Raw genomic sequence first — 22153 nt, forward strand, 5'->3', positions numbered from 1 at the left:
TGGTCGGTGTGCACAGCCTAAACGCGCAAATATCTACGTAAGGTCAAGAGAGACGAAATTCCTGCCAAGGATCCGCCAAGGACCAGCAGCGCCGGGGCGAGGATCAGGGTCTGGCCGGAGGAGATGAAGGCCGTATCGGGGTACTGGCGCGACATGTAGTCGCCCAGGAAGAACCGCGCCACCGCCCACAGGGTGCCCGAGGCCAGGGCGGCGCCGATGACTGCTGCGATGACGCCTTCCAGGATGAACGGCAGTTGGATCACGGTTTTGGAGGCCCCGACGAGCCGCATGATTCCGGTTTCCCGGCGCCGGCTGAACGCTGAGAGCCTGATGGTGGTGGCGATGAGCAGGATGGCGCAGACGATCATGACGCCTGCGATGCCCACGGCCACCAGGGAGGCCCCGTTCATCACCGAGAACAGGCGTTCAAGCAGTTGGCGCTGGTCAATCACGGTTTCGACGCCCGGCTGGGACGAAAACGTCTCACTGATGATCTGGTATTTTTCCGGGTCCTTCATGTTGATCCGGAACGATGCCGGCAGCTGGTCCGGCGTCACGGAATCGACGATGGGCGAATTGGAGAACTGGTCCTTGAAGTGCTTGTAGGCCTCATCCTTGGACTCGAACTGGAAGTCGTTGATGTACTGCGCCACGGCCGGGGACTCCAGGAGTGCGTTGAGGCCCTGTTGCTGCTCCGGGGTGACTGGCCCGGACGCGCAACCGGGCGCCGTCGAACCTTCGCTGCACAGGAAGATGGCTACCTGGACTTTGTCGTACCAGTAGCCTTTCATCTGGTTGATCTGCATCTGCAGCATGCCCGCAGCGCCCACGAAGGTGAGGGACACGAACGTCACCAGGATGACCGAGACCACCATGGAAAGGTTGCGGCGCAGGCCGCTGCCGATCTCGGACAGAATGAACGCGAGCCTCATCGCTGGGCCTCGCCTTCGTCGCTCTTACCCGGCAGTCCGCCGTCGGGCGTCTCCCTGCCGCTTGCGTCCTTCAGGCGCCGGGACTGGCCGACGACCGGAATCATCGAGGTGTACAGTGCCTTGGCTTCGTCGCGGATCACCACGCCGTTCTTGAGCTCGACCACCCGCTTGCGCATCTCGTTGACGATGTCGTCGTCGTGCGTGGCCATCACCACGGTGGTTCCGTTCTGGTTGATCTTGTCCAGCACACCCATGATGCCCATGGAGGTGGTGGGGTCCAGGTTTCCGGTAGGTTCGTCGGCGAGGAGGATCCCGGGGCGGTTGACCACGGCGCGGGCGATGGCGACGCGCTGCTGCTCGCCACCGGAGAGCTCGTGCGGCATGCGGTGTTCCTTGCCCTCAAGTCCCACCGTTTTTAGGACCTCGGGGACGGTGTCGCGGATGACGCTGCGGCTCTTGCCGATTACCTGCATGGCGAAGGCCACGTTCGCGAACACATTCTTTTGGGGCAGGAGGCGGAAGTCCTGGAAGACGACGCCGATGCCCCGGCGGAGGCGCGGAACGCGCCAGCTGGAAATCCTGGCTACGTTCTGGCCGGCGACGTAGACGGCGCCGGACGTGGCGCGGTCTTCCTTGAGCACGAGCCGGAGGAACGTGGACTTTCCGGAGCCGGACGCACCGACGAGGAAGGCGAATTCGCCGCGATCAATCTCAAGGGTGACGGAGTCCAGCGCCGGCCGGGCTTTCTGGTCGTAAACCTTGGTGACATTTTCGAATCGGATCATGGCCCTAAGTACCCTGCAGGGCATGGCTGATTCTTCTGATGCAGCCCAGTTCTGCAGCCGGTGCACGGGTCTTCGTTTGGGGGAAAGTAGGGCCCCGGCCCCTTGACTATACGCAAAACGTCCGGTGGTTGGCCGGGCTTGTGGGGGCGTGTCGCCGGATCAGCGGTCCCCCCGCCTTGGAGCCAGGGCTACTTTTCGGCGTTCCGGTTGTCTGTACGCCAGCGGATGCCGGCGTCGATGAAGTCGTCAATTTCGCCGTCGAACACTGCGGCGGTGTTGCCTACCTCGTGCTCGGTGCGCAGGTCCTTCACCATTTGGTACGGGTTCAGGACGTAGGAGCGCATCTGGTCGCCCCAGGACGCCTTCACGTCCCCGGCCAGCGCCTTCTTTTCCGCATCCTCCTGCTCCTTTTTCAAGAGCAGGAGACGGGACTGCAGCACGCGCATGGCGGCTGCACGGTTCTGCAGCTGGGACTTTTCGTTCTGCATGGACACCACGGTGCCCGTGGGGATGTGGGTAAGCCGGACAGCGGAGTCGGTGGTGTTCACCGACTGGCCGCCAGGGCCGGATGAACGGAACACGTCCACCCTGATTTCGTTGTCCGGGATCTCGATGGAGTCGGTCTGTTCGATCAGCGGAATGACTTCAACAGCAGCGAAGGAGGTCTGGCGGCGGCCCTGGTTATCAAACGGGCTGATCCTGACAAGGCGGTGGGTACCGGCTTCCACGCTGAGGGTCCCGTACGCGTAGGGCGCCTTCACCTCGAAGGTGGCGGATTTGAGCCCGGCCTCCTCCGCGTAGGAGGTATCCATGACGGTAGTGGGATAGCCATGCCGTTCCGCCCAGCGGAGGTACATACGCATGAGCATCTCTGCGAAGTCTGCGGCATCCACGCCTCCCGCGCCCGCGCGGATGGAAACCACGGCCTCGCGCTCGTCGTACTCGCCCGAGAGCAGCGTCACGACTTCCAGGTCCTTGAGCGCTTTCTTGATGGACTCGAGTTCAGCCGCGGCCTCCCCCATCGAGTCGGCGTCGTCCTCATCCTGCCCGAGCTCAACCAAGACTTCCAGATCATCGATCCGGGCGGCAAGGTTGGTGAGACGTTCCAGTTCCGACTGCCGGTGGGAGAGCCTCGAGGTGATTTTCTGTGCGGCCGAGGGGTCGTCCCAAAGGTCCGGCTCCCCTGCCCGCTCGCTGAGTTCGGCGATGTCTTCCTTGAGTGCCTCCACGTCGGTGACGCGTTCAATGGACTCGTAGGTGGCGCGGAGCGCCCGGATTTCAGCGGAAAAATCAATATTGGCCATGGTGGTTTAAGCCTACGCTATCGGGGCATACCGCCCGGCTCGGCGCGTGGGCTGGCGAGTGCACGTCGCCTTGAAGGCTGGCGGGCCAGTGCTTCAGCGGGTCAGGCGTGAACGCGCAGTGGATGTCGCCTCGATACGGATGCCGTCAGGAACCAGGAAATTCACTACGGGCGGGTGCACGGCGGCAGTGAGTACCACGACGGCGGTGGAACCGTCCGGCGTGCCCGTTGCGCCGGCGACGGCAAGGCCGGAAAAACGCTGGGAGGCGGGGCTCCTGGCGACGAAGTCTGCGGCCACATTTCGAACCCGGCCGGGGTTGAGGACAGCGGACGGGCTTCCCCCCTCTGCTGAGACTTCGCCCAGCGTGTAGCTGTCGGCCGCGGCCAGGGACGCCCCGTCCGCCAAGGACAAGAGGCGCTTGTGCTCCAGGTACACCGCGGTGATGCCGACGACCACCGTCGCCACCAAAAGCGCCAGGAGCACGTAGCCGAGGATCATCACCATCAGCTGTCCGCTTTCGTCCGCTTCCCTGCGACTCACCGGTACCGACCTACGAGCTGGGTGGAGGACGCTTCCACCTCTGTTGCGGACAACCCTTCGGCAAACGGCACGAACGGCAGGGGCACACTCAGGCTGACGGTCACTGTTACCGCAGTGCCCGCCGCCTGGCAGTCCGCAGGATTGCAGGTGGTGGTCATGGTGGCGCGGTCCGGTTGGTGCCCGAAGTCGGAAAGGGCGAGGGCCACCGCCTGTTCCGCCGCTGCCTGCGCCGTGGCGGAATCGGGCTGGGCGACAAAAACCTTCGCTGCCTGGTCTGCGGCACCCACCACCGCAAACGAGCCTCCCTGGATCTGGCCAACCGTGATCACGAAGTACACGAGTGGGACCATGAGCAGGAGTGCAAGGAAGGTGAACTCGACTACGGCGCTTCCCTGTTCACTGGAATGCCGCTGCCCGCGCACCCCCGGCACGCCGGGCACGCGGCCGGAAGATTTATGTTCGGCGCCCTGCCCAGGCCCTTGGGATGCGCAACCCGGCTCGTATTCGGCCGATCTCCGCAGGCACAGCACTTCTGCCAGACGCACCCGAAAGCGCCGGTGGGCGCTGGAATAGAACCGAACTGTGGCCCCGCGCAACGGTGTGGACGGGGACGGATCAGGGCTGAACGGCCGCATGCCCTTTCACCTCCAGCATGTCCCGCGGTCCGATCAGACCGAGGACGGGCATTGGAGACCGTACGGTCACCTCCAGTGTGCGCATCCCTTGCACGTTTACTTCCCGGGTACTGACCTGTTCCGCAAAGCCTTGATTCAAGGCCATGCTGATGAGGCTGCGGGTTCGTTCCTCGGCATCGGAGGCGCTGCGGTCCGCAAGGGTTCCATACCGCGCCCCCGATGCTGCAGCATCAATGAGCGTATTCCGGACGTGCAATACTAGCGTCAGTTGGATGATCGCCAGGAAGAACATTGTCAGCAGCCCGCCGACCAGGACGAAGTCCACAACGGCCGAACCCCGCTCGCCGGGCCGGGACAACTCAGGCTGCACCGCCGGCCCGGGAGCGGACACCCTCATGGTTCAGTTCCCCACCTTGTCCATCGCCTGGTTGAACATCGCCTCCAGCGCCGGGCCTGCAAGCGCCAGCAGGGCTGCGACCAGGACGGCGGACATCAGGGTTATCATCACCCATCCCGGAACGTCACCACGTTCAGGATCATCGCCCGGGTTCATCACGGTCAATTCGGCGATATCCTGTCCATCGCTGCCGTGTCCGCCCCTAAGAGACTGCGGCCGGCCCGCCCGTCCCACCTGTAACTGGAGCAAGGCTGCGAGGCCAAGAAGCAGCATTACGAAGCGGGTTCCCATGGTTTTCATCTTGCGTCCTATTCCTGTTTCCTAGAGGGGACATGAAGGTGTTGCTGAAGGGGAGTCCCGGGTCTGGCATCCATCAGAAGCCCAAGTTGATGGCAGCGAGGCCGGGAAATACCGCGAATACGACGGTTAGGGGAAGTACCCCGAAGACAAGGGGCACCATCATGGCGATCTCCTTTTTCCCGGCAGCTTCCATAAGGTCACGCTTCGCTGAGTCCCGTACGTCCTGCGCCTGTGCCCGGAGCACGTCCGCCAAAGGTGTTCCTCTTTCCACCGCCACGACGATCCCGTCAACGAACCTGACCAGTGGTGCAAGGTCGGTGCGTGCAGAAAACTCCTGAAGGGCCACCACCAATGGCTTACCGGCTCTTGTCTCCGCCAGGATTTTCGAGAACTCCTTGGATAGTTCACCGTTCGCACTCCTGCACACACGGTCCAAAGCGCCCGTTGCGCTCTCCCCCGCGCCCACTGCTAGGGCCATCAATTCGGCAAGGCTGGGAAACTCCGCCATCATCCGTGTTTCCCGTCGCCGAACTTGGGCGCCCAGCCAGTAGTCCCGCAGCACGAAGCCCGCTCCGGCACTACCGATGATCACGGCAGCCGCAAAAACCGGGCTGAACCTGCCGGCTGCCGCTCCGACCAGGACGACGACCAGTGCGATGACAAATCCGGCCGCCGCCCACAGCAATTGCTCTGCACGGAAGTCAAGCGGGGATTTGTTGATTCCCGCTTGGGCGAGCCGCCTACCGGTGGCCCCGGGCGAGGGGCTGAGCTTTCCCAGGGTGGTGAGCCAGTCCCGGAAGACCGGCCGGAGGATCCGTTCAAGCGGACCAAACGGCGTGAGGTTCTGTTCCCCGGCACGCAGGAGCCGCGATTCCAGGTTCTGGGACTTCAGCTGCGGCTCGATCCGTTCAGACAACGTTATGGGGCGCATCGGAGGAGACCGGAAGATAACGAGCCATAATCCAAGGCCCAAGGCAATTCCGCAGATTACGGCGGCAGGGAAAACAGTCATCAACGCAGCACCCTTTCGTCCTGCGGCAGGGCCCCGATCTTCAACATCGCTGTGTAGCAAATTAGGGAGACCACCAGCCCACCGAGCAGCACGGCGGCGCCCGTGGGCGTGTTGTAGGCCTGGATTGCTTCCGGTCTGGTCGCCAGCAGAATCATGACAATCCAGGGCGCAGCAACGGCGAGCCGGGCCGCATTGATGGTCCAGGACTGGCGTGCCTCAAGTTCACTGCGGGTGCGGGCATTTTCCCGCAGAAATTCTGCCAAGGTTCCGAGGAGCTTTCCCAGGTCTGACCCGCCCACTTCCCGCGTCAGCCGGAGTGCTTCGATAATGCGGTCAGCCACAGGGTCGGCAAGCCGATGTTTCAGCTTGTTCAAAGAACCATCGAATTGGCCCCCGGCCCGGTAGTCAGCCCCGAACTCCCGGAAGATTGGCCGCAGTTCCTCGGGCCCTTTGTCTCCAAGCTGGATAAGGGCCTCGGGTAGGGGCAGGCCTGCCCGGATAGCAGAGCGAAGATGATCAACGACGTCAGGCCAGAGTTGACGCAGCATGGCGGTCCTCTTCTTCGCCCGCCACCGAAGAAGGGTGACAGGCAGCCAGCCGCCGAAAAGACCGAAGCAACAGGCGATAGGCCAGGAGCGGCTCAGACCATAGAAGACCAGAACCACGAATACCCCGAGCCCAAGGCAAGTCCCAACCAAACCGCGGGGCGAGACCTTATCTACTCCGGCGCCCGCGAGCAGGTCCGCCATCCGGCCCGGCTTCCGCTCCCGCTTTCCATGGTCCGGCGTTTCCCAACAGGACCACCAAATGAGGAAGAAGCCAACTCCTGTCGCCGCTCCCACCAGCGCCGCGATCATCGCGGATCCAGCAGCGCGGCGACGTCGTACCCTGCCTTCGAGAACTTCTCCGCTGCGGGCATGGCGTTCGCCCGGGGCTGCAGGACGCCGTTTTCCAGGGCAAAGACCAGGGATGATTCGATTACGCCGTTTTCCACGCGTCGTCCCAAGGACAGGACTTGGGTTACTTGCCGCCGCCCGTCGGTGTGCCGGCTGCAGTGCACCACGAGGTCTATGCACGACGCAACAGTGGGGACGACGAAAGCGCTGGAAATGTTCTCCCCGGCGAGCAACGGGAGTGTGCAGATTTTGGTTACTGCATCAGGGGTAGTGCAGCTATGACGTGTACTTCATATAAGGCTTGAATCCTGAAGTCTGCCCTCGGGAAGTCGACCCCGAAATCGAACCTGGACGTGTGACTGGGCGCTCCAGGCTCGGAATATCCGGCCCGGACCTTCGACTCGCGGACACCCCGTGGAACACCTACCCGGTATCGGTTTGACCAAGGGGCAGGACATACGGTGGCGCACATTCCGAAGGGCTTGGACCCGTTGTGGCGCATCCTCCCTGAAATGTCCGTCCTACAGGAACCCCTCGCCCTCAGACTGACTCTTTAGCCACTCCTTCTTGAGCATCTTGAGAGCGAACTGACGTCGCGAATTCGGAGTCACGTCGGAGATGTTCGGAGGCGAGTCATCGACATCTTCCATGTCAGAGCCAAGGGACTCGTAGACCCGGTTCAGACCGATCATGCGGTCCAATGTTTCAAGTTCAAGGCTTCGGAGCGTTCGTTTGGCGCCCGCGCTACCCACCGACGATTGTGCAACCACAAAGCTGCCTGCAACGTCGAGCAACGGCCATGCCTCTTCCCGGATGGCGGCCTGCAACCAGATTCTCGCGCCATCCTCGTCTAGCCTGATCCAGTCCCAGATAAGGTTCCAAACGTGAACGGGGAAGTCCAGCGGACTCAGGTTCCTGTGTCTGTCGAAATCTTCCTGGACGAGCTGCAGAAATCTCACTTGGGCATCAGCGTAGGCTGCCTGTCGTTCAGGAGTGTCCTGGATAAGAAACCGATCCGTTCCTGTCGCGGCGTATATCCAGAATGATGCAAGCGCCAGCCCTTCTTCATGCTGCGCAGCGGATTCAAGCGCTGCCACAACGTCTGTCGCAGGAAGGGAAAGATAGACTCGTTGCGAAGCGTACTGAACTCGGGTCCTTGGGGTGACGAGATCATATTCATCACCGAGGAGACTGTAGTGAGAAGCCAACCATTCAAGCAGCTGCACCCCACCCTGCTTTCGCTCCTCGAAGAGATTCTCGAGTTTATCCACAAGGATGTCCGTCTTCGCGGCAAACTCCGACCCAACGCGGAGCAATTGCGGACCTGATACACCGTCGATAATCTGCTGATAGGCAGTCCTGACCAGGACATCTGAAATGTCGCCGTCCGGTACTTGAAACGAAACGAAACGGTCGAAGTAGTCGGGGTTCGAGATCCGGCCAGCCTTCGCCCGGGGTGAGTGCTCTGTCTGCGGCTCATGCCAGGCGGACTGAAACCGCGGAAACAACAGCCCGAGAACGTATGCCACTCCATCAACATGATTTTCCGAGACACGCGAGGCAGTCAACTTCGCCGACCAGTGATCTTTGCCGGTTTTCTCGCGAATTCCGAACAGGCCGTGCGCGTTCATAACAGCATCGGACGTGCCCAGCAGCTCGTCCCGCTCCCTGATCATCAGGTCGTAAACGAGCGGCTCGGCCGTCCGGAGCCAAGACACGAGCAAGAAATCGACCCAGTCCACCTCGTCCCTGACCTGACCGAAAAAAGCGTCGATCTGACCGAAATACCTCTTGATCGCCCTGGGAGTGTCCAACCTGTGCCTTATGTGGCCGCGGTAGGCCCTGGTGAAACGGTTCAGCTCTTCGGGGCTCGGACTGAGGCTGAACCTGCTCGCAAATGAATTGACTGCCTCATCGACCCAACTCGAGGTTTGCTCGGCCCGTAACGGCGGAAGATCAAGCCGAACCTGAACGATCTTTTCGAGATAGTTGATGGCCCGGCGAGGGTCCTCTGCGCCGACTAGGCCCGTGCGGCTCAAAACGTCGAGCAAGGTCTCTTCGTCGTAGGAGACAAGGTAGTAGATATTTGGCAAACGCCCAATCAGCCGGATGAGTTTGAAGACCAGGAGCAACTCTTCAGGCGCCAGCCGATCCAGGTCGTCTAGGATCATGAGAACCGGTTTGCCGGCTTTGCGCATAGCGATTTCTGCTGCTCTTCTGGTCTCTGCGACGCTCGGCGCGGCAGCTATCAACTCCGCTACGCCTGCCACCGCCTTGGACGGATCGATGCCCGCGAGACTCGCCAAGCTGGAAATCGGAGCGATGGATCGGCTGAATCCGCTAATCGAATTGCGGACCTTTTTCCACGATTTTCCGGATGGCACCGACTTGTCAAGCTCACGGAAGAAGCCCTCCTGCAGAGATGGCAGGTCTTGGTAGTGCCAAGGATTGAAGTTGATTACAACCCAATCGCTCCCAGTCCCGGCGGGAATTCCGTCCAGCTTACTGGTGAGGAGGTTCAACACACTCGTCTTGCCCGCTCCCCACGGCCCGATGAGCGCGATTACCGAGGACTCGCTCTGGGAGCGGATACGTTTCAGTAACCCGAATGACGACTCCACGAAGCCCTCCATCCCCAACAAATCCGATTCGGGGGTGTCTCCGGAAATGGGGTCATCGCTCAGCCAGCCATCGACAGTCACATTCATGGGCCGATTCTCCCATGTACTCGAACTTCGAAATTCTGCGATCAGCTCTGGCGACGGTCGCCGCGTGGCTCGGAGAGGGCTGCACCCTGAAAGCCCGTGATGAAGAGTGCGGACAGCAGTTGGCCGGTCCCGCAGTCCCGGCCCGTACACCGTTCCGCCCGTGAATCCATTTACGTGGAAGCGGCCACCGCTTTAGGGGCCCCGGACACCCTCCTCCTCAGACGATGACGTCTCCTTTGACCGCTTCCATGGCGGACTGCCATGAGGCCAGTACTTCCGGGGCGGCCTCGTTGGCATCCGCATACGCACCGGCCGCAGTCTTGTATGCGCCCGAGATAACACCGGTGTCGTCACGCTGAAGTTGAGTCAGATCCCAGCAGCTCGTTCCGCAAGCCAAGCCTCCGGCGTTGGTGGCACCCTCTGAGGTTGCCTCCCTGAACCCAGATCGGTAGGAATTGTCAGCGTACTGAAGCCACCAGGACCTATTTATTGACTTGGAAATCGGCGCGACCTAGGTTCGTCCAGCAGGTCGACCAGGGGCTGCGACATGTCCATCGACATCCCCAGCACCGAACCTCGCGTCAGCGCCCGAAATCTAGATGTGGCGACATAAGGCATGATGCCTCTCATGGGTTAAGCAAGTTTCGAAAACATCTTCAACCGGCTCTGCTTGTCAGCGATCGATCAGCGCTACCTAGAGCTATAGCGCCAGTACGCCGACCAATTCTCCGATGTGTGGCGTTGGAACGTAACGGCGACGTCGAGACGGGCATCGATCTGGTCGCCAGGGACCGCTACACTGGCCCGGCTACACCGGACACCTCGGACTCGTCAACGAACTTTAAAGATACAGACAAGTCCTGGACCCTGTGGTGGGATAAGGGCTGGCTTAGAGAAAGGAAGGTTCGTGGAATTCCGGATTATAAACAGGACCCATCGCATTGACCGCACCGGTGATCAGGTCACAAATACTGCGCACGTTTGGATCCCCGACCCGGACGGGAAACCGCGGCTTTTCTGCCTCCAGGCAGACATCCTCAGCGCGCCGTCAACTGACCGCTGCCACGCCACCGTCAGCGTCCTGATCCCCGGATTCGACTGGGTGGTGATCATGTCCCTCCCGGCTACTGAATGGCGTAACCCCCTGCCACAGCCGACGGGCCGGGAAAACGACTCCGCTATCCCACTGCACCATTTCGCCGCCGGCTTGCTCAGTCGGGGCACCGGCATCCTGATGCAGGCCCGGAACCAAGGCCTGCCGGAGCCGGAGTTAGTGCCTCCCACAGACGATGCCGGGCGGAGGACGAAGGACTTCTGGGACAGCTTCCTGCGCTCGTAACCTCTGCACCGCGGCACGCTAACATGCGCACCTCATCAGAGGTAGTGCAACCTTGACCTTTACTTCAAGTGCGGCTTGCACTGCAGTTCGTGCTGAGAGTCCGCTCGGAATCACTTCGCCCACCTAAGCGTCTGGGACACGGCCCACCCTCTGATCTCGTTCCGAAGTGACGGCGTTAAGCCCAAAGCCTCCTTGAGGATAGACGCTACCCGGCCACGCCCGGTCAAACCGGGCTGAAAGGGGGCTCTCAGGTAGTATCAGGGGCGCGGGTCCCTGGGGCCTCAAGAGTACGGAGAGGAACCTCATGCCCGAGCCTTGGCTCTCTGCTGACGACATCGCTGTTCATCTTGGCGTCACGAAGGACACCGTCTATTCGTGGATCGCCGACAAGGGCATGCCTGCGCACAAGATTGGGCGCCTTTGGAAGTTCCAAGCCAGCGAGATCGACGACTGGGTCCGCCGCGGTGGGGCCGATGCCTCGGGACCCAGTCCCCACTGATCAGTTGGCCCCTTCAAACTGCCTCGACACAAATGGGGTCAGCACATACACCTAACCAACTGCCAGATTCCGGAAGGGAGACCCGTTGACCACGCCCATCGGTTCGCATGATCGCTATGCACTGTCATTCACCAGTGGAGGGCTCTTGGTACGGGAGGCAGATGTAATCGTGGCCGAGTATCTACGCTCTCGCGACTGGGTGGTGGTACGTTATGCAGTCACTGAACAGAACCTGCTGCAGGCGCGTACGACTTCGTCGAGTGTTCGCGTGACGCGGGAAACGATCCAGCGGCTGGGCGTCTTCGATGATGCGGAACTCGAACTCCTGGCAAAGTCGAGTCTCACCGAGCGCTGTCACTTGATGTGGGCCGCTGCATGCCGCCGTTACGAGCTGATTGGTGACTTTGCGGAAGAGGTCGTCCGTGAACGGTTCCTCCTGATGAATCCGATGCTCAGCAACGAAGACTTTGAGCGGTTCATGACGGGCAAAAGTTTATGGCACCCCGAGCTTGACGAGTTAAAACCCTCTACGCGCGCCAAGCTCCGACAGAACATATTCCGGATGCTGCACGAAGTGGGCCTCCGCAGCGAAGAAGGCGCTATCGTTCCGGCGCTGCTTTCAGAACGAGTCTACGAAGCCTTTGCTGCACACCGCCCGAGCGACATCCGATTCTTTCCCACCACTCTGCCCATGGAGGCGATGCGATGAGTACGACCCAGCGAAGCCTCAGAAACGATGAGAAGCACATTTACGAGGTGCTGCGCAGTCCGCGGTTTTTGAAGATGGAGGGCCTCTCCAAGGAGGTGCCGTTCTTCATCTATCACTACCCGCCCGCATGGGCGCTTGAAATCGAGGGTCTCCGTGATCGAGTCATCACGAAACTCCGTAGCGACGACGGATTAAACGTCGTGGAGATAAATCTCTACGATCTGGCCGTGCAGCTCCTCAAGGCTCGCGGGGTGTGGGATCGTGTCTTGGCCTTGGAACCAGACACGGACAAAACCGAGTTCCGCGAGATACTGCAGGGCATGCTCGACCCACACGATCACCTCGCACCCGCGATCCGCACACGTCTCGACGCAGAGCCGAGCGACATGGTCTTCCTCGCCGGCATCGGCGAGGTGTTCCCTTTTATTCGCACGCACACAGTGTTGGAGAACCTCCAGAGTATCGTGACTGGTCGTCCGATGCTGGCGTGGTTCCCGGGGACATACGAGTTCACTCAGGCTAGTGGTCACCAGCTGCGCGCGCTGAACCTCAGCGCCAGTGATAGCTACTACCGGGCAAAAGACATTCTGGAACAGGAAGCATAAGCATGACGACGATCAACGACATCTTCGCCAAGCCGATCGGCCGAGCCATTGAGGGCGTCATCAAGGCTGATGACACCTCACACCTCGCCACCGAGGTCGAGGAGTACGTTCTCACCAACGAGGCGGCCAAGGGCCTCGAACACGTGCTGGAGGCCTACACGAACTACACGAACGCCAACGGCGTCTGGATCTCCGGCTTCTTCGGCTCCGGTAAGTCACACTTGCTGAAGATGCTTGCGCACCTACTTGGCGACATCGACGGCCACGGCTATCCGCGTACCAGGGTCTCTGCGCACTTCCGAAGCAAGGCCGAGGACGCGTTCCTGCCTGCGCTGATCCAAAAGGCTGACCGCATCGCCGCCAAGAGCCTGCTGTTCAACATCGACCAGAAGGCCACGCTGATCTCGAAGGATCAGAATGACGCCCTCCTCAAAGTGTTCGTGAAGATCTTCGACGAATCCCGAGGATACTACGGCAACCAGGGTCACATTGCCCGGTTCGAACGCGACCTCGACACCCGCGGACAGTACGCTGATTTCAAGGCAGCGTTCGAACGGATCGCAGGTATCCCATGGAGCCAAGGTCGCGAGCAGGCTGCGCTCGAAGCGGGGCATATTGACCGGGCCTTCGCCGAGGTCAACGGCACCGAGAGTCCCGGCATCATCCGCCAATACAGCACCAGCTATTCGGTCTCGATCGAGGACTTCGCCGGCGAGGTCGCGGCCTGGCTGAAGCAGCAACCCGACGGGTTCCGGCTGAACTTCTTTGTCGACGAGGTCGGCCAGTTTATCGGCACGAACGGCCAGCTGATGCTGAACCTCCAGACCATCGCCGAATCCCTCGCCACCAAGTGCCAGGGGCGGGCATGGATCTTTGTCACATCGCAGGAAGACATGGAGAAGGTTGGCGGAGATCGCACGAAGTCGCAGGCCAACGACTACTCCAAGATCCAGGCCCGGTTCAAGAACCGGCTCAAGCTCACCAGCCAAGACGTCGAAGAGGTTATCCGTAAGCGTCTGCTCGACAAAACGGCTGCTGCGGAAACTGAGGTAGCGGCGCTATACGCGACTCAGCATGCGAACTTCAAGACACTATTCGACTTCGTGGAGGGCCGTCATTACCCTAACTACCGTGACGAGAGACACTTCGTCGGCACTTACCCGTTCGTGAGCTATCAGTTCCCGTTGTTCCAGTCCGTGATCGAGGGCATCAGCGACCACAATATTTTCGAGGGGCGCAACAGCTCGGTGGGTGAGCGTTCCATGATCGGTGTGGTCCAGGAAGTTGCCCGCACGCTGGCTGACCAACCTCTCGGCCAGCTCGCCTCGTTCGACCAGATGTTTGAAGGCATCCGTTCCTCCCTGAAATCAGCGAACCAACGTGCGATCAACGACGCGGAACGCAGCCCGTCGCTGCCTCCGCTTGCGATTCGCCTCCTCAAGGCCCTCTTCCTGATCAAGTACGTGGAGACTTTCAAGGCTACGCCGCGCAACCTCACCGTGCTGGTCTATGACCGTTTCGGTACTGACCTTACACAGCTGGGCAAGGATGTCAACGAGGCCTTGGCCGCGCTAGAAGCGCAAACCTACATCCAGCGCAACGGTGACGTCTACGACTACCTCACCAACGAAGAGCAGAAGATCGAACAGGAGATCAAGAACGTCGACATCGACAGTTCTGATGTCTCCAAGAAGCTTTCCGACCTACTCACCGGTTCGATCATCAAGACGACCAAGGTCGTCTACGGCAAGAACGGCCAGAACTTCCCGGTCGGGTTCAAACTCGACGGGCAGGCGATGAGCAAGCAGCACGAGCTCGCCGTGCACTTCATCAGCACCGAGAGCGGGTTCAACCTAGAGCAGATCAAAGCCCACAGTGCCGGACTCGATGAACTTCGCGTTGTGCTTCCGCCCGAGACTGACCGGATTCTCGCCGATCTGCGGCTTCTTCTGAAGACGGAAAAGTACGTCAAGCGCGCCCAAGGAGCCAGCCGTACCCCAATAGAGCAGACGATCCTGCAAACCAAGGGCACGCAGAACGCCGAAAGGGAAAAGGAGATCGTCGAACGCCTCCGCATCGCTGTCGGCCGCTCGACCCTCATTCACAACGCAGGCATCCTTGATGTCAGCTCGGCTGACGCGGTGACCCGAATCAACGACGGTTTCCAGAGGGTCATCGCGGCGACCTACACGAACCTCACCCTGCTGGGTGGCAAGAGCTTCACAGAGCAGCAGCTGTCGACGTTGGTACACCCGTCTGATGGTGGCCTGTTCAAGGAGACCGGCAGCATCCTGGCAGTGCCCGGTGATGATGTCCTCGCTCACCTGGAGATGAGCGGTAAGCGCCACGTGCAGGTAACGATGAAGCACCTTCTGGAGAAGTACACGATCAAACCGTACGGGTGGGACCAGTGGTCGATCGCTGCCGTGGTGGGCTACCTCGCCGGTGCATCAAAGATCGAGATCCAGCTCAACGGCAAGGTGCTCGCACGCACCGAGATAACCCCAGCGCTGCGCAACACACAGAGCTACCCGAATATGGTCATCGCCCTGCAGCGGGTGTTCGATTCGAAGGTGGTGGCTGCATTCAGGAAATTCGTGATCGAGTTCACCGACGACGGGGCGATCACCAAGGATCCGCTGGAGCTTGCCCGCGCAGGTAAGGAGCATCTTGACGCGAAACTTGCTGAATTGAAAGCTCTGCGCACCGGGTCCCGGTACCCGTTCATTGACCAGCTCGACGAGCCAATCCGGTTACTCGACGAACTGTGCAGCAACAAGACAGAGTGGTTCGTCACCGACTTTGCAGGCGCCGACGATCTACTTGAGGCAAAAGACAATGTGATCGATCCGATCAAGGCGTTCCTGCACGGCGCCCAGCGCGGCATCTACGACACCGCCGCGGCGTTCATGCAAGCGAATCATTCCAACATTGCCTACCTTCCCGCCGAAGCTACCGACAAGGTCGCGTTCGCCCTTGACGACCCGCAGATCTTCCGGGGCAGCAAGACCACGCAACTAGGGGTTGCAACTAAGGCTTTGCAGGACCAGCTCGGCGACGTCATCGAGGCGCACCGCGCTGCTGCCACCGCGGAGATCAAGGCGCGCTGGAATCAGGTGCCCGCCAGTCAGGCCTACAGCGAGGCGGCCGAGGGCGCACAGCGGGCTGTGACACGCACAGCCAAGGGCGTGCTCGACCGAGTCCAGCACGAAACACAGATCCCGACGATCAAGAATCTCGCCTCCCAGTTCGCGGACTCGGTATACCCGCAGATTCTCGATGAGCTGGACGCGGCACGGGTTTCCCCGGTAGCGGCGTCGCCGATCTCCGGTACCGACGCGAGTTCTGACCCGACACCGCTACGTGCCCCGGTCAAGCAGAGCGTCTCGATCAAGAAACTGGAGCTGCCCGGCGCTGGCCAGGTGCTCGAAACTGAGGCCGACATCGACAGCTACCTCGACCAGCTCCGCACAACGCTGCTCGCGACCATACTCGCCAACAAGCGCATCACACTTTAGGACCGCAACGACATGGACACGAAACCTTTGGAGCGCTTCGCTACGCAGGCACGCCGCGAACTCCTCGCCGCCGTCGACGCGCAAGCCAGCGCTGTACTCGCAACCGGATCCGTTGCCCGCACCGAGCGTGGCGAAGTTGTGAAGAAGCTCGAAGCCGAGATCGCCGCACATGGTCGCACGCAGGTAATGGACAGGGTCGCCTACACCTGGTTCAACCGCATAATCGCGCTGCGTTTCATGGACGCCCGCGGCTACACCGACGCCGGCGTCGTCTCGCCGGCGCAGGGCCAGGCGCATGGACAGCCGGAAATCCTCGCCGACGCCAAGCGCGGCAACCTCAATACCCACGCCGTGATAAATATGAACACGGCAGAGGCGATCACCGGTCTGCTTGACGGCACCCGCCGCAGCACCGATGCCGAAGGCGAAGCGTACGCGCTCCTGCTGACGGAATACTGCCGCTACTGGCACAAGTCGATGCCGTCCATGTTCGAACGCGAGGGCGACTACACCGAACTGCTCGTGCCCACCGGGTTGCTCGCCGACGGCGCGATCCTGGCCCGGGTGCGCGCGGTACTCACCGAGGACGTTTGTGCCGATGTCGAAGTGATCGGCTGGCTCTACCAGTTCTACATCTCAGAGCGGAAAGACGAAGTCTTCGGCGGATTCAAAAAGAACAAGAAGGCTGGCGCGGACGAGATCCCCGCCGCCACCCAGCTCTTCACACCGCACTGGATCGTCCGCTATCTCGTCGAAAACTCCCTCGGACGTCTGTGGATGCTCAACCGACCCACATCACGCCTCGTCCACCAGATGGACTACTACATCGCCCCGGTCGATAAAGAGACTGATTTCCTAAAGATTTCCGGCCCGGAAGAACTGACCGTCATCGACCCTGCCTGCGGTTCGGGACACATGCTCACTTACGCCTTCGACCTCTTGTATGCCATCTACGAAGAGGAGGGCTACGCACCATCCGAGATCCCCAGCCTGATTCTCACGCACAACCTTTTCGGCACTGAGATTGATCCGCGCGCGGGTTCGCTGGCAGCATTCGCGCTGACCATGAAAGCCCGAGCCAACCATCGCACGTTCTTCAACAAGCAGATTCAGCCGAATATTTGCGTGGTTAAGTCTATCCACTTCGCTCCGCATGAGTTAGACATCGTCGCGTCTCCACGTCCCGCACAGCATGAGCAGGCAGCCTTCTGGAATCAGTTTGAGCACGCCGATGTCTTCGGCTCACTAATTCAGCCAAACACTGCCCTCATGTCACTTCTCGGAGAGCAGCTCTCAGCACGCATCAATGACACCGACCTGCTATCGGCAGAGGTGTTTGAACGAGCGCAGGGTGTCTTGGAGCAGACAAAATATCTTTCGAACAAGTACGCTGTTGTCCTCGCAAACCCGCCGTATCTTGGTCGGGTCAACATGGGCGGTCTCCTCAGCGAATATGTCTCAAAACATCTATCTATAGGCAAGTTCGGTTTGGACGCTGCCTTTGTTGCTCGATCTCTTGGTCTTGTAAAACCGCGTGGGATTGTCGGCATGATTACTATGCAGGCGTGGATGTTTAAATCCAGTTACATCGCACTTAGAGAGTCAATACTGCGGAAAGGCATTATCACCCTCGCGCATCTGGGGCCGCATGCTTTTGAAGGCCAGACCGGCCAAGTTGTTAGTACTTGCGCATTTGTACTTGGTCAGGAAGATGAGTCGGTTGAGGGTCGCTACCTAGCGCTTTCTAAAATACGCACGAGCGAGCAGAAGCGTATCGTGGCGGCTCAAGCGATTGCCGAGGGGCAGAAGGAAATTCTTCACTCTGCTTCCACATCTGATCTTCGCAAAGTACCCGGCGCCCCAATTTCGTATTGGCTTGGAGCAAGGCAACGCGATCTCTACTCCACAGGAAGCACTCTGGCCAGATATGGTTCGGTGCGAAAGGGAATGGATACAGGGAACCACAATCGTTTTCTCCGGCGCTGGTCAGAAGTATCTCGATCCGGCATACTCTCGGATGGGAATAGGAAAGCTCGCGCTTACCGTTGGGTTCCATACAACAAAGGCGGGGCTTTCCGGCGTTGGTACGGCAACCAAGAGCATGTCGTCCTTTGGGAAGGAGACGGCGCTTCAATCAAGCGACAGAAGAACGCATTGAGCTCGAAGTCTACGATTCGCAATGAGAGCTTCTATTTCAAGGAAGGCTTTACATACAGCGAGGCGTCTTTTGGTGATTTTTCTGCACGTTATACGCCTGGTAATGCCGTATTTGATAGCGCGGGAGCAACGATCTTCTCCGAGGGGCGGCTCAATGAACTTGGCGCCCTCGTAAATACAGTTGTTGCTGATCTATTTTTTGACTTTCTCTGCAACGGAAATCATTTCCAGCCAGGCGCCGTGGCGAAACTCCTCGTGCTTCCTGAAGTCTTCACGGCTGGACTTTCCTCCGAGGAATGCGTGACCATCTCGAAGCGTAACTGGGATGATCATGAAGATTCCATCGACTTTTCAACGGCGCCCCTCCTTCGTTTTAAGCGGAAACAACTCGTCGAGGCCGTTTCCGATCTTGGCTACCAATCAGTTACAGATGCTAAACGGCTCGCAGCCCTTGAATCCGCCAACAATGAAACCGCAGTTGAAATCTACGGTTTGGGCGGTGTGTTGGACGTAGAGGTTCGGCCGGAAGCCGTCACCCTCACGAACAACGCTATCGCGCTTGAAAGAGTGTCGGGGGGATTTGCCAGAGCCGCAATCGTCGACTTCGTCTCGTTCGCTGTCGGCTGCATGTTTGGGAGGTACAGTCTTGACGAGCCAGGGCTGATCCTTGCCGACCAAGGCTCCACCATGCAGGAATACCTGGAAAAGGTTCCGGCCCCGACATACCTACCTGATGCCGACAACGTTATCCCGTTCGTCGACGACGGCTGGTTTGAGGATGACATCGTCGAGCGGTTCAGACACTTCCTGCGCGCCGCGTTCGGGGTGGAGCACTTCGAAAAGAACCTGCGATTCGTCGAAGAGTCACTGGGCGTGGCGACGCTGCGCGATTACTTCATTACGCGGACGGGTAAATCAAAGTTCTATGACGATCATGTGAAGCGGTATAAGTCGCGCCCAATTTACTGGTTGTTCTCCAGCCCGAAGGGCTCGTTTAACGCGCTTATCTACATGCATCGTTATATCCCGTCGACGGTCCCGACTGTGCTGAATGAGTACCTGCGCGAGTACCGGGCCAAGTTGGAGGTCGCGCTCACCAATGCGGAGCAGGCTGCTGCTGCGGGCTCCACGAAAGACCAAAAGGAAGCCGACCGGCTGCGCAAGGTGATCGCCGAGCTTCGTGACTACGAGCATGACGTGCTCTACCCGTTGGCAACTCGGCAGCTCAAGATCGATCTCGACGACGGTGTAAAGGAGAACTATTCCAAGTTCTACCCGGCGGTGAAGAAGATCACCGGTTTGGAGGCGGCGGAGTGAGCATAGCGTCTTCGATCGCAGATCACCTCGCGGCACGCTTTGAGCATCACCGCCTGGTGGTGTGGCACGATCCGGAAAGCAGCTACGCCACCGACGTCGACGCTCACTCGCCGAACGGAGTGGCGGTGCTACGTGTCCAGAACGACGAGTTCGGGGTCAAGCACCGCGTGCTGCGCGACGAGCCCAGCACAAAGTTTCTGATCTACCGTAGCGGTCCTGTTGCTGAAGGACCGGGGAACTGGTTGCTCGATCTCGAACTCGCCTACGGCGTCTTCACCGCAGATCGCGGCGCGCTCATACGGGCAGACCTCGGCCTGAACGCCCCTGGATCTGACGAACTGATTGCTAAGCACGCGACGTTCTTCGGCGACGCGAAGCTCGTTGCGAAGCTCACAGCGTTGCTGGCCGCCGGCGATGATCTCGCCAAGGTCCAGGCAAAGATGTGCGCGGTCGTGCTAGGGCAGAAGGAGCACAGCTTCTCCGAGCTGACACGTACACTGCTGGTGCAGCACGCTGCTGGTGATAGTTCCGGTTACGAGGAGCTCCTCAAACAGCGACTTTCCGACTTTCATTGGGCAGGGGCAGCAAAGATCTACGGTTACAACTCCGAGACGCCGAGCGTCGCAGGGTTCGTGCTGTGGATGTTCAAGCAAGCCCGGGGCGGGTTCCCGGCCACAACCTCGAACGCCGCACGTAACATCGAAATCGACTTCCGAAGCTTCCGCAATGATCGTCAGAGCTTGATCGCGCTGAAGAAGCTCGCGCGCCAGGCCGAGACCGACCTGGACTACGCCAATCAGGCAGCCGACGCCTCGGTTGCAGAACTTGTTGCCACCGACATTTTCGACGCCGGCGAGAGAGAAATCATCCGTCGACTGATCGAGGGCATTGCCTCCCAGACGATTCAGCCAAGTGACATTGCCGAAATGATCCGCACCCGTCGCCGGGACAGCATCTGGTTCGACGATTACGCGACGCTATATGCGGCGCTCGGCGCGGCGGCCGACTTGATCCCGATGATCCGTACTGCACGGATCGATGTGTCGGGCTTCGATGACGGCTTCCGCTGTTACCGCGATGATCTCTTCCGCGTTGACCAGCTTTACCGACAGTTCACGTTGGCGTCGCAAACCGCCGAGTTCACGCAGCCGTTGGAGGCGCTGAAGGAGCAGGTTGAGAATACCTATGTCACCGAATTTCTCTCCAAGCTCGGCATAAGCTGGCAACAGCAGGTGGACCAGGTCCAGACGTGGAAGACGCTCGAGTTCACCTCGCAGAGTTCCTTCTATGACCACTACATCGCCCCGCTGGTACGAGGTGGACGCAAGAAGGCCGTCGTCGTTATCTCTGACGCGCTGCGCTACGAGGTCGCCGATGAGCTAACTTCCAGGATCCGCGGCGAGAACAAGTACGACGCCAAAATCGAGGCCATGCTCGGGGTACTGCCCAGCTACACCCAGCTCGGCATGGCGTCGCTGCTCCCACACAAGACTCTCGCGCATTCCGAGAACGGCGACCCTGTGCTCGTCGACGACCAACCCTCAAATGGCACGGCGAACCGCTCGAAGATCCTTAGCACCGTGGGCGGCACAGCAATCCAAGCCACGGAATTCCTGAAGATGAAGCCTGCGGAGCGGCGAGATCTCTACGCAGCGCACCAGGTGCTGTACGTCTATCACGACACCATCGACGCGACCGGTGACAAGGCGGTGTCGGAGCACCGCACCTTCAAGGCTGCGGCTGATGCGATCGATGAACTCGTCGACGTCGTGAAGAAGCTGGCGAGTGCGAACGCGACGAATATCTTCGTCACCGCCGACCACGGCTTCCTATATCAGGAGTCGAAGCTGGCGCCGCAGTTCAACCTGACCGTAAAGCCGCAGGGCGATAAGGTCGTAGTCGAGAATCGCCGTTATGTCCTCGGCCGCGGATTGAAGGAACACGATGCATTCCGCCGGTTCCTACCCGAGCAGCTTGGGCTGTCCAGCGGTCTGGAAGTGCAGATCCCAAACTCGATCTGCCGGATCGTCAAGCCGGGCGCCGGTTTCCAGTTCGTCCACGGGGGTGCGTCGCTGCAGGAGATCGTGGTGCCGGTCATCTCGATCAACAAGGGACGTTCCGACACGGTCGAGCCTGTGAACGTCGACATCCACCCGGAGTCCGACAAGATCACTACCGGCCAGATCGTGGTCAAGCTCTATCAGCAGACCGCAGTCACGGATCAGCGCATTGCAAGGAAGCTGCGTGCGGGTCTCTACTTCGCTGATCAGCTAATCTCCAACGAACCTGAACTCCTTTTTGATGCCGAGAGCGCCGAGGGACGTGATCGGTTCCAAAGTGTCCGCCTGCTGCTGAGCAAGGACGCTGATGAGGCGAACAACCAGCGCGTGGAATTCCGGCTTTCCGAGCCTATTGGTGAAACCGGCGAGTGGAAGAAGTACAAGAGCGTGCCCTACACGCTCAAGCGCTCCTTCACCACGGATTTCGACTTCTAAGGAGC

General features: G+C 60.0%; 16 protein-coding genes and 1 pseudogene. 6 read left to right on the plus strand and 11 right to left on the minus strand.

The genetic code is table 11. The annotated features are described in order from the left end of the window. Positions 1-17: 17 nt before the first annotated feature. The 11 genes and pseudogenes from ftsX to ACFO0G_RS01075 form a co-directional block, all read right to left on the minus strand. Positions 18-932 carry a permease-like cell division protein FtsX gene (gene ftsX / locus ACFO0G_RS01025; RefSeq protein ID WP_286397870.1) on the minus strand — a complete coding sequence of 305 codons (915 nt, stop codon included), beginning with the start codon at positions 930-932 and terminating at the stop codon, positions 18-20. Continuing rightward, the gene (ftsE, locus tag ACFO0G_RS01030; protein ID WP_286397872.1) at positions 929-1717 is read right to left on the minus strand and encodes a cell division ATP-binding protein FtsE; all 789 of its coding nucleotides are present in this window, start codon (positions 1715-1717) and stop codon (positions 929-931) included. The genes ftsX and ftsE overlap by 4 nt, the downstream gene beginning before the upstream one ends. A gap of 188 nt (positions 1718-1905) precedes the next feature. Next, the gene (gene prfB / locus ACFO0G_RS01035; protein ID WP_286397874.1) at positions 1906-3021 is read right to left on the minus strand and encodes a peptide chain release factor 2; all 1116 of its coding nucleotides are present in this window, start codon (positions 3019-3021) and stop codon (positions 1906-1908) included. A 93-nt stretch (positions 3022-3114) separates the two neighbouring features. Further along, on the minus strand, positions 3115-3561 hold the full coding sequence (locus ACFO0G_RS01040; protein ID WP_286397876.1) for a pilus assembly protein TadG-related protein: 447 nt from the start codon (positions 3559-3561) through the stop codon (positions 3115-3117). Next, a complete protein-coding gene (locus tag ACFO0G_RS01045; protein ID WP_286397877.1) occupies positions 3558-4001 on the minus strand; it encodes a hypothetical protein in 444 nt (147 codons plus the stop codon). The genes ACFO0G_RS01040 and ACFO0G_RS01045 overlap by 4 nt, the downstream gene beginning before the upstream one ends. Before the next feature lie 175 nt (positions 4002-4176). Further along, positions 4177-4593, minus strand: coding sequence for a TadE/TadG family type IV pilus assembly protein (locus ACFO0G_RS01050; protein WP_286397878.1), 417 nt, complete (start codon positions 4591-4593; stop codon positions 4177-4179). Positions 4594-4596: 3 nt separating this feature from the next. Next, positions 4597-4893, minus strand: a complete 297-nt coding sequence (locus ACFO0G_RS01055) for a hypothetical protein (RefSeq protein ID WP_286397879.1) — start codon at positions 4891-4893, stop codon at positions 4597-4599. Between the two features lie 73 nt (positions 4894-4966). Then, positions 4967-5905, minus strand: a complete 939-nt coding sequence (locus ACFO0G_RS01060; RefSeq protein ID WP_286397881.1) for a type II secretion system F family protein — start codon at positions 5903-5905, stop codon at positions 4967-4969. Continuing rightward, positions 5905-6762, minus strand: a complete 858-nt coding sequence (locus ACFO0G_RS01065) for a type II secretion system F family protein (protein WP_286397882.1) — start codon at positions 6760-6762, stop codon at positions 5905-5907. Before ACFO0G_RS01065 ends, ACFO0G_RS01060 begins: the two co-directional genes overlap by 1 nt. Further along, positions 6759-7067 (minus strand): annotated as a pseudogene (locus tag ACFO0G_RS01070) (CpaF family protein); the annotation flags it as partial. The pseudogene ACFO0G_RS01070 and the gene ACFO0G_RS01065, both read right to left, overlap by 4 nt. A 255-nt stretch (positions 7068-7322) precedes the next feature. Then, positions 7323-9509: a KAP family P-loop NTPase fold protein gene (locus ACFO0G_RS01075; RefSeq protein WP_376976098.1), complete on the minus strand. Its 2187-nt coding sequence runs from the start codon at positions 9507-9509 to the stop codon at positions 7323-7325. A 1643-nt stretch (positions 9510-11152) separates the two neighbouring features. On the opposite strand from ACFO0G_RS01075, the gene ACFO0G_RS01080 reads away from it, so the two are divergent. The 6 genes from ACFO0G_RS01080 to pglZ all read left to right on the plus strand — a co-directional run bounded on the left by ACFO0G_RS01080 (position 11153) and on the right by pglZ (position 22148). Then, a complete protein-coding gene (locus ACFO0G_RS01080; protein WP_376976100.1) occupies positions 11153-11347 on the plus strand; it encodes a helix-turn-helix domain-containing protein in 195 nt (64 codons plus the stop codon). A gap of 85 nt (positions 11348-11432) precedes the next feature. Continuing rightward, positions 11433-12056 carry a DUF1819 family protein gene (locus tag ACFO0G_RS01085; RefSeq protein ID WP_376976102.1) on the plus strand — a complete coding sequence of 208 codons (624 nt, stop codon included), beginning with the start codon at positions 11433-11435 and terminating at the stop codon, positions 12054-12056. Continuing rightward, positions 12053-12661 carry a DUF1788 domain-containing protein gene (locus tag ACFO0G_RS01090; protein ID WP_376976103.1) on the plus strand — a complete coding sequence of 203 codons (609 nt, stop codon included), beginning with the start codon at positions 12053-12055 and terminating at the stop codon, positions 12659-12661. The genes ACFO0G_RS01085 and ACFO0G_RS01090 overlap by 4 nt, the downstream gene beginning before the upstream one ends. A gap of 2 nt (positions 12662-12663) precedes the next feature. Then, the gene (gene brxC / locus ACFO0G_RS01095) at positions 12664-16179 is read left to right on the plus strand and encodes a BREX system P-loop protein BrxC (protein ID WP_376976105.1); all 3516 of its coding nucleotides are present in this window, start codon (positions 12664-12666) and stop codon (positions 16177-16179) included. 12 nt (positions 16180-16191) lie between these two features. Further along, entirely contained in the window at positions 16192-19653 is a 3462-nt protein-coding gene (gene pglX, locus ACFO0G_RS01100) for a BREX-1 system adenine-specific DNA-methyltransferase PglX (RefSeq protein ID WP_376976107.1), read from the plus strand. Beyond that, positions 19650-22148, plus strand: a complete 2499-nt coding sequence (gene pglZ / locus ACFO0G_RS01105) for a BREX-1 system phosphatase PglZ type A (RefSeq protein ID WP_376976109.1) — start codon at positions 19650-19652, stop codon at positions 22146-22148. Before pglX ends, pglZ begins: the two co-directional genes overlap by 4 nt. Positions 22149-22153: the final 5 nt, after the last annotated feature.

Origin of the sequence: Arthrobacter sedimenti (assembly GCF_042652025.1) — a bacterium.
Taxonomy (GTDB): domain Bacteria; phylum Actinomycetota; class Actinomycetes; order Actinomycetales; family Micrococcaceae; genus Arthrobacter; species Arthrobacter sedimenti.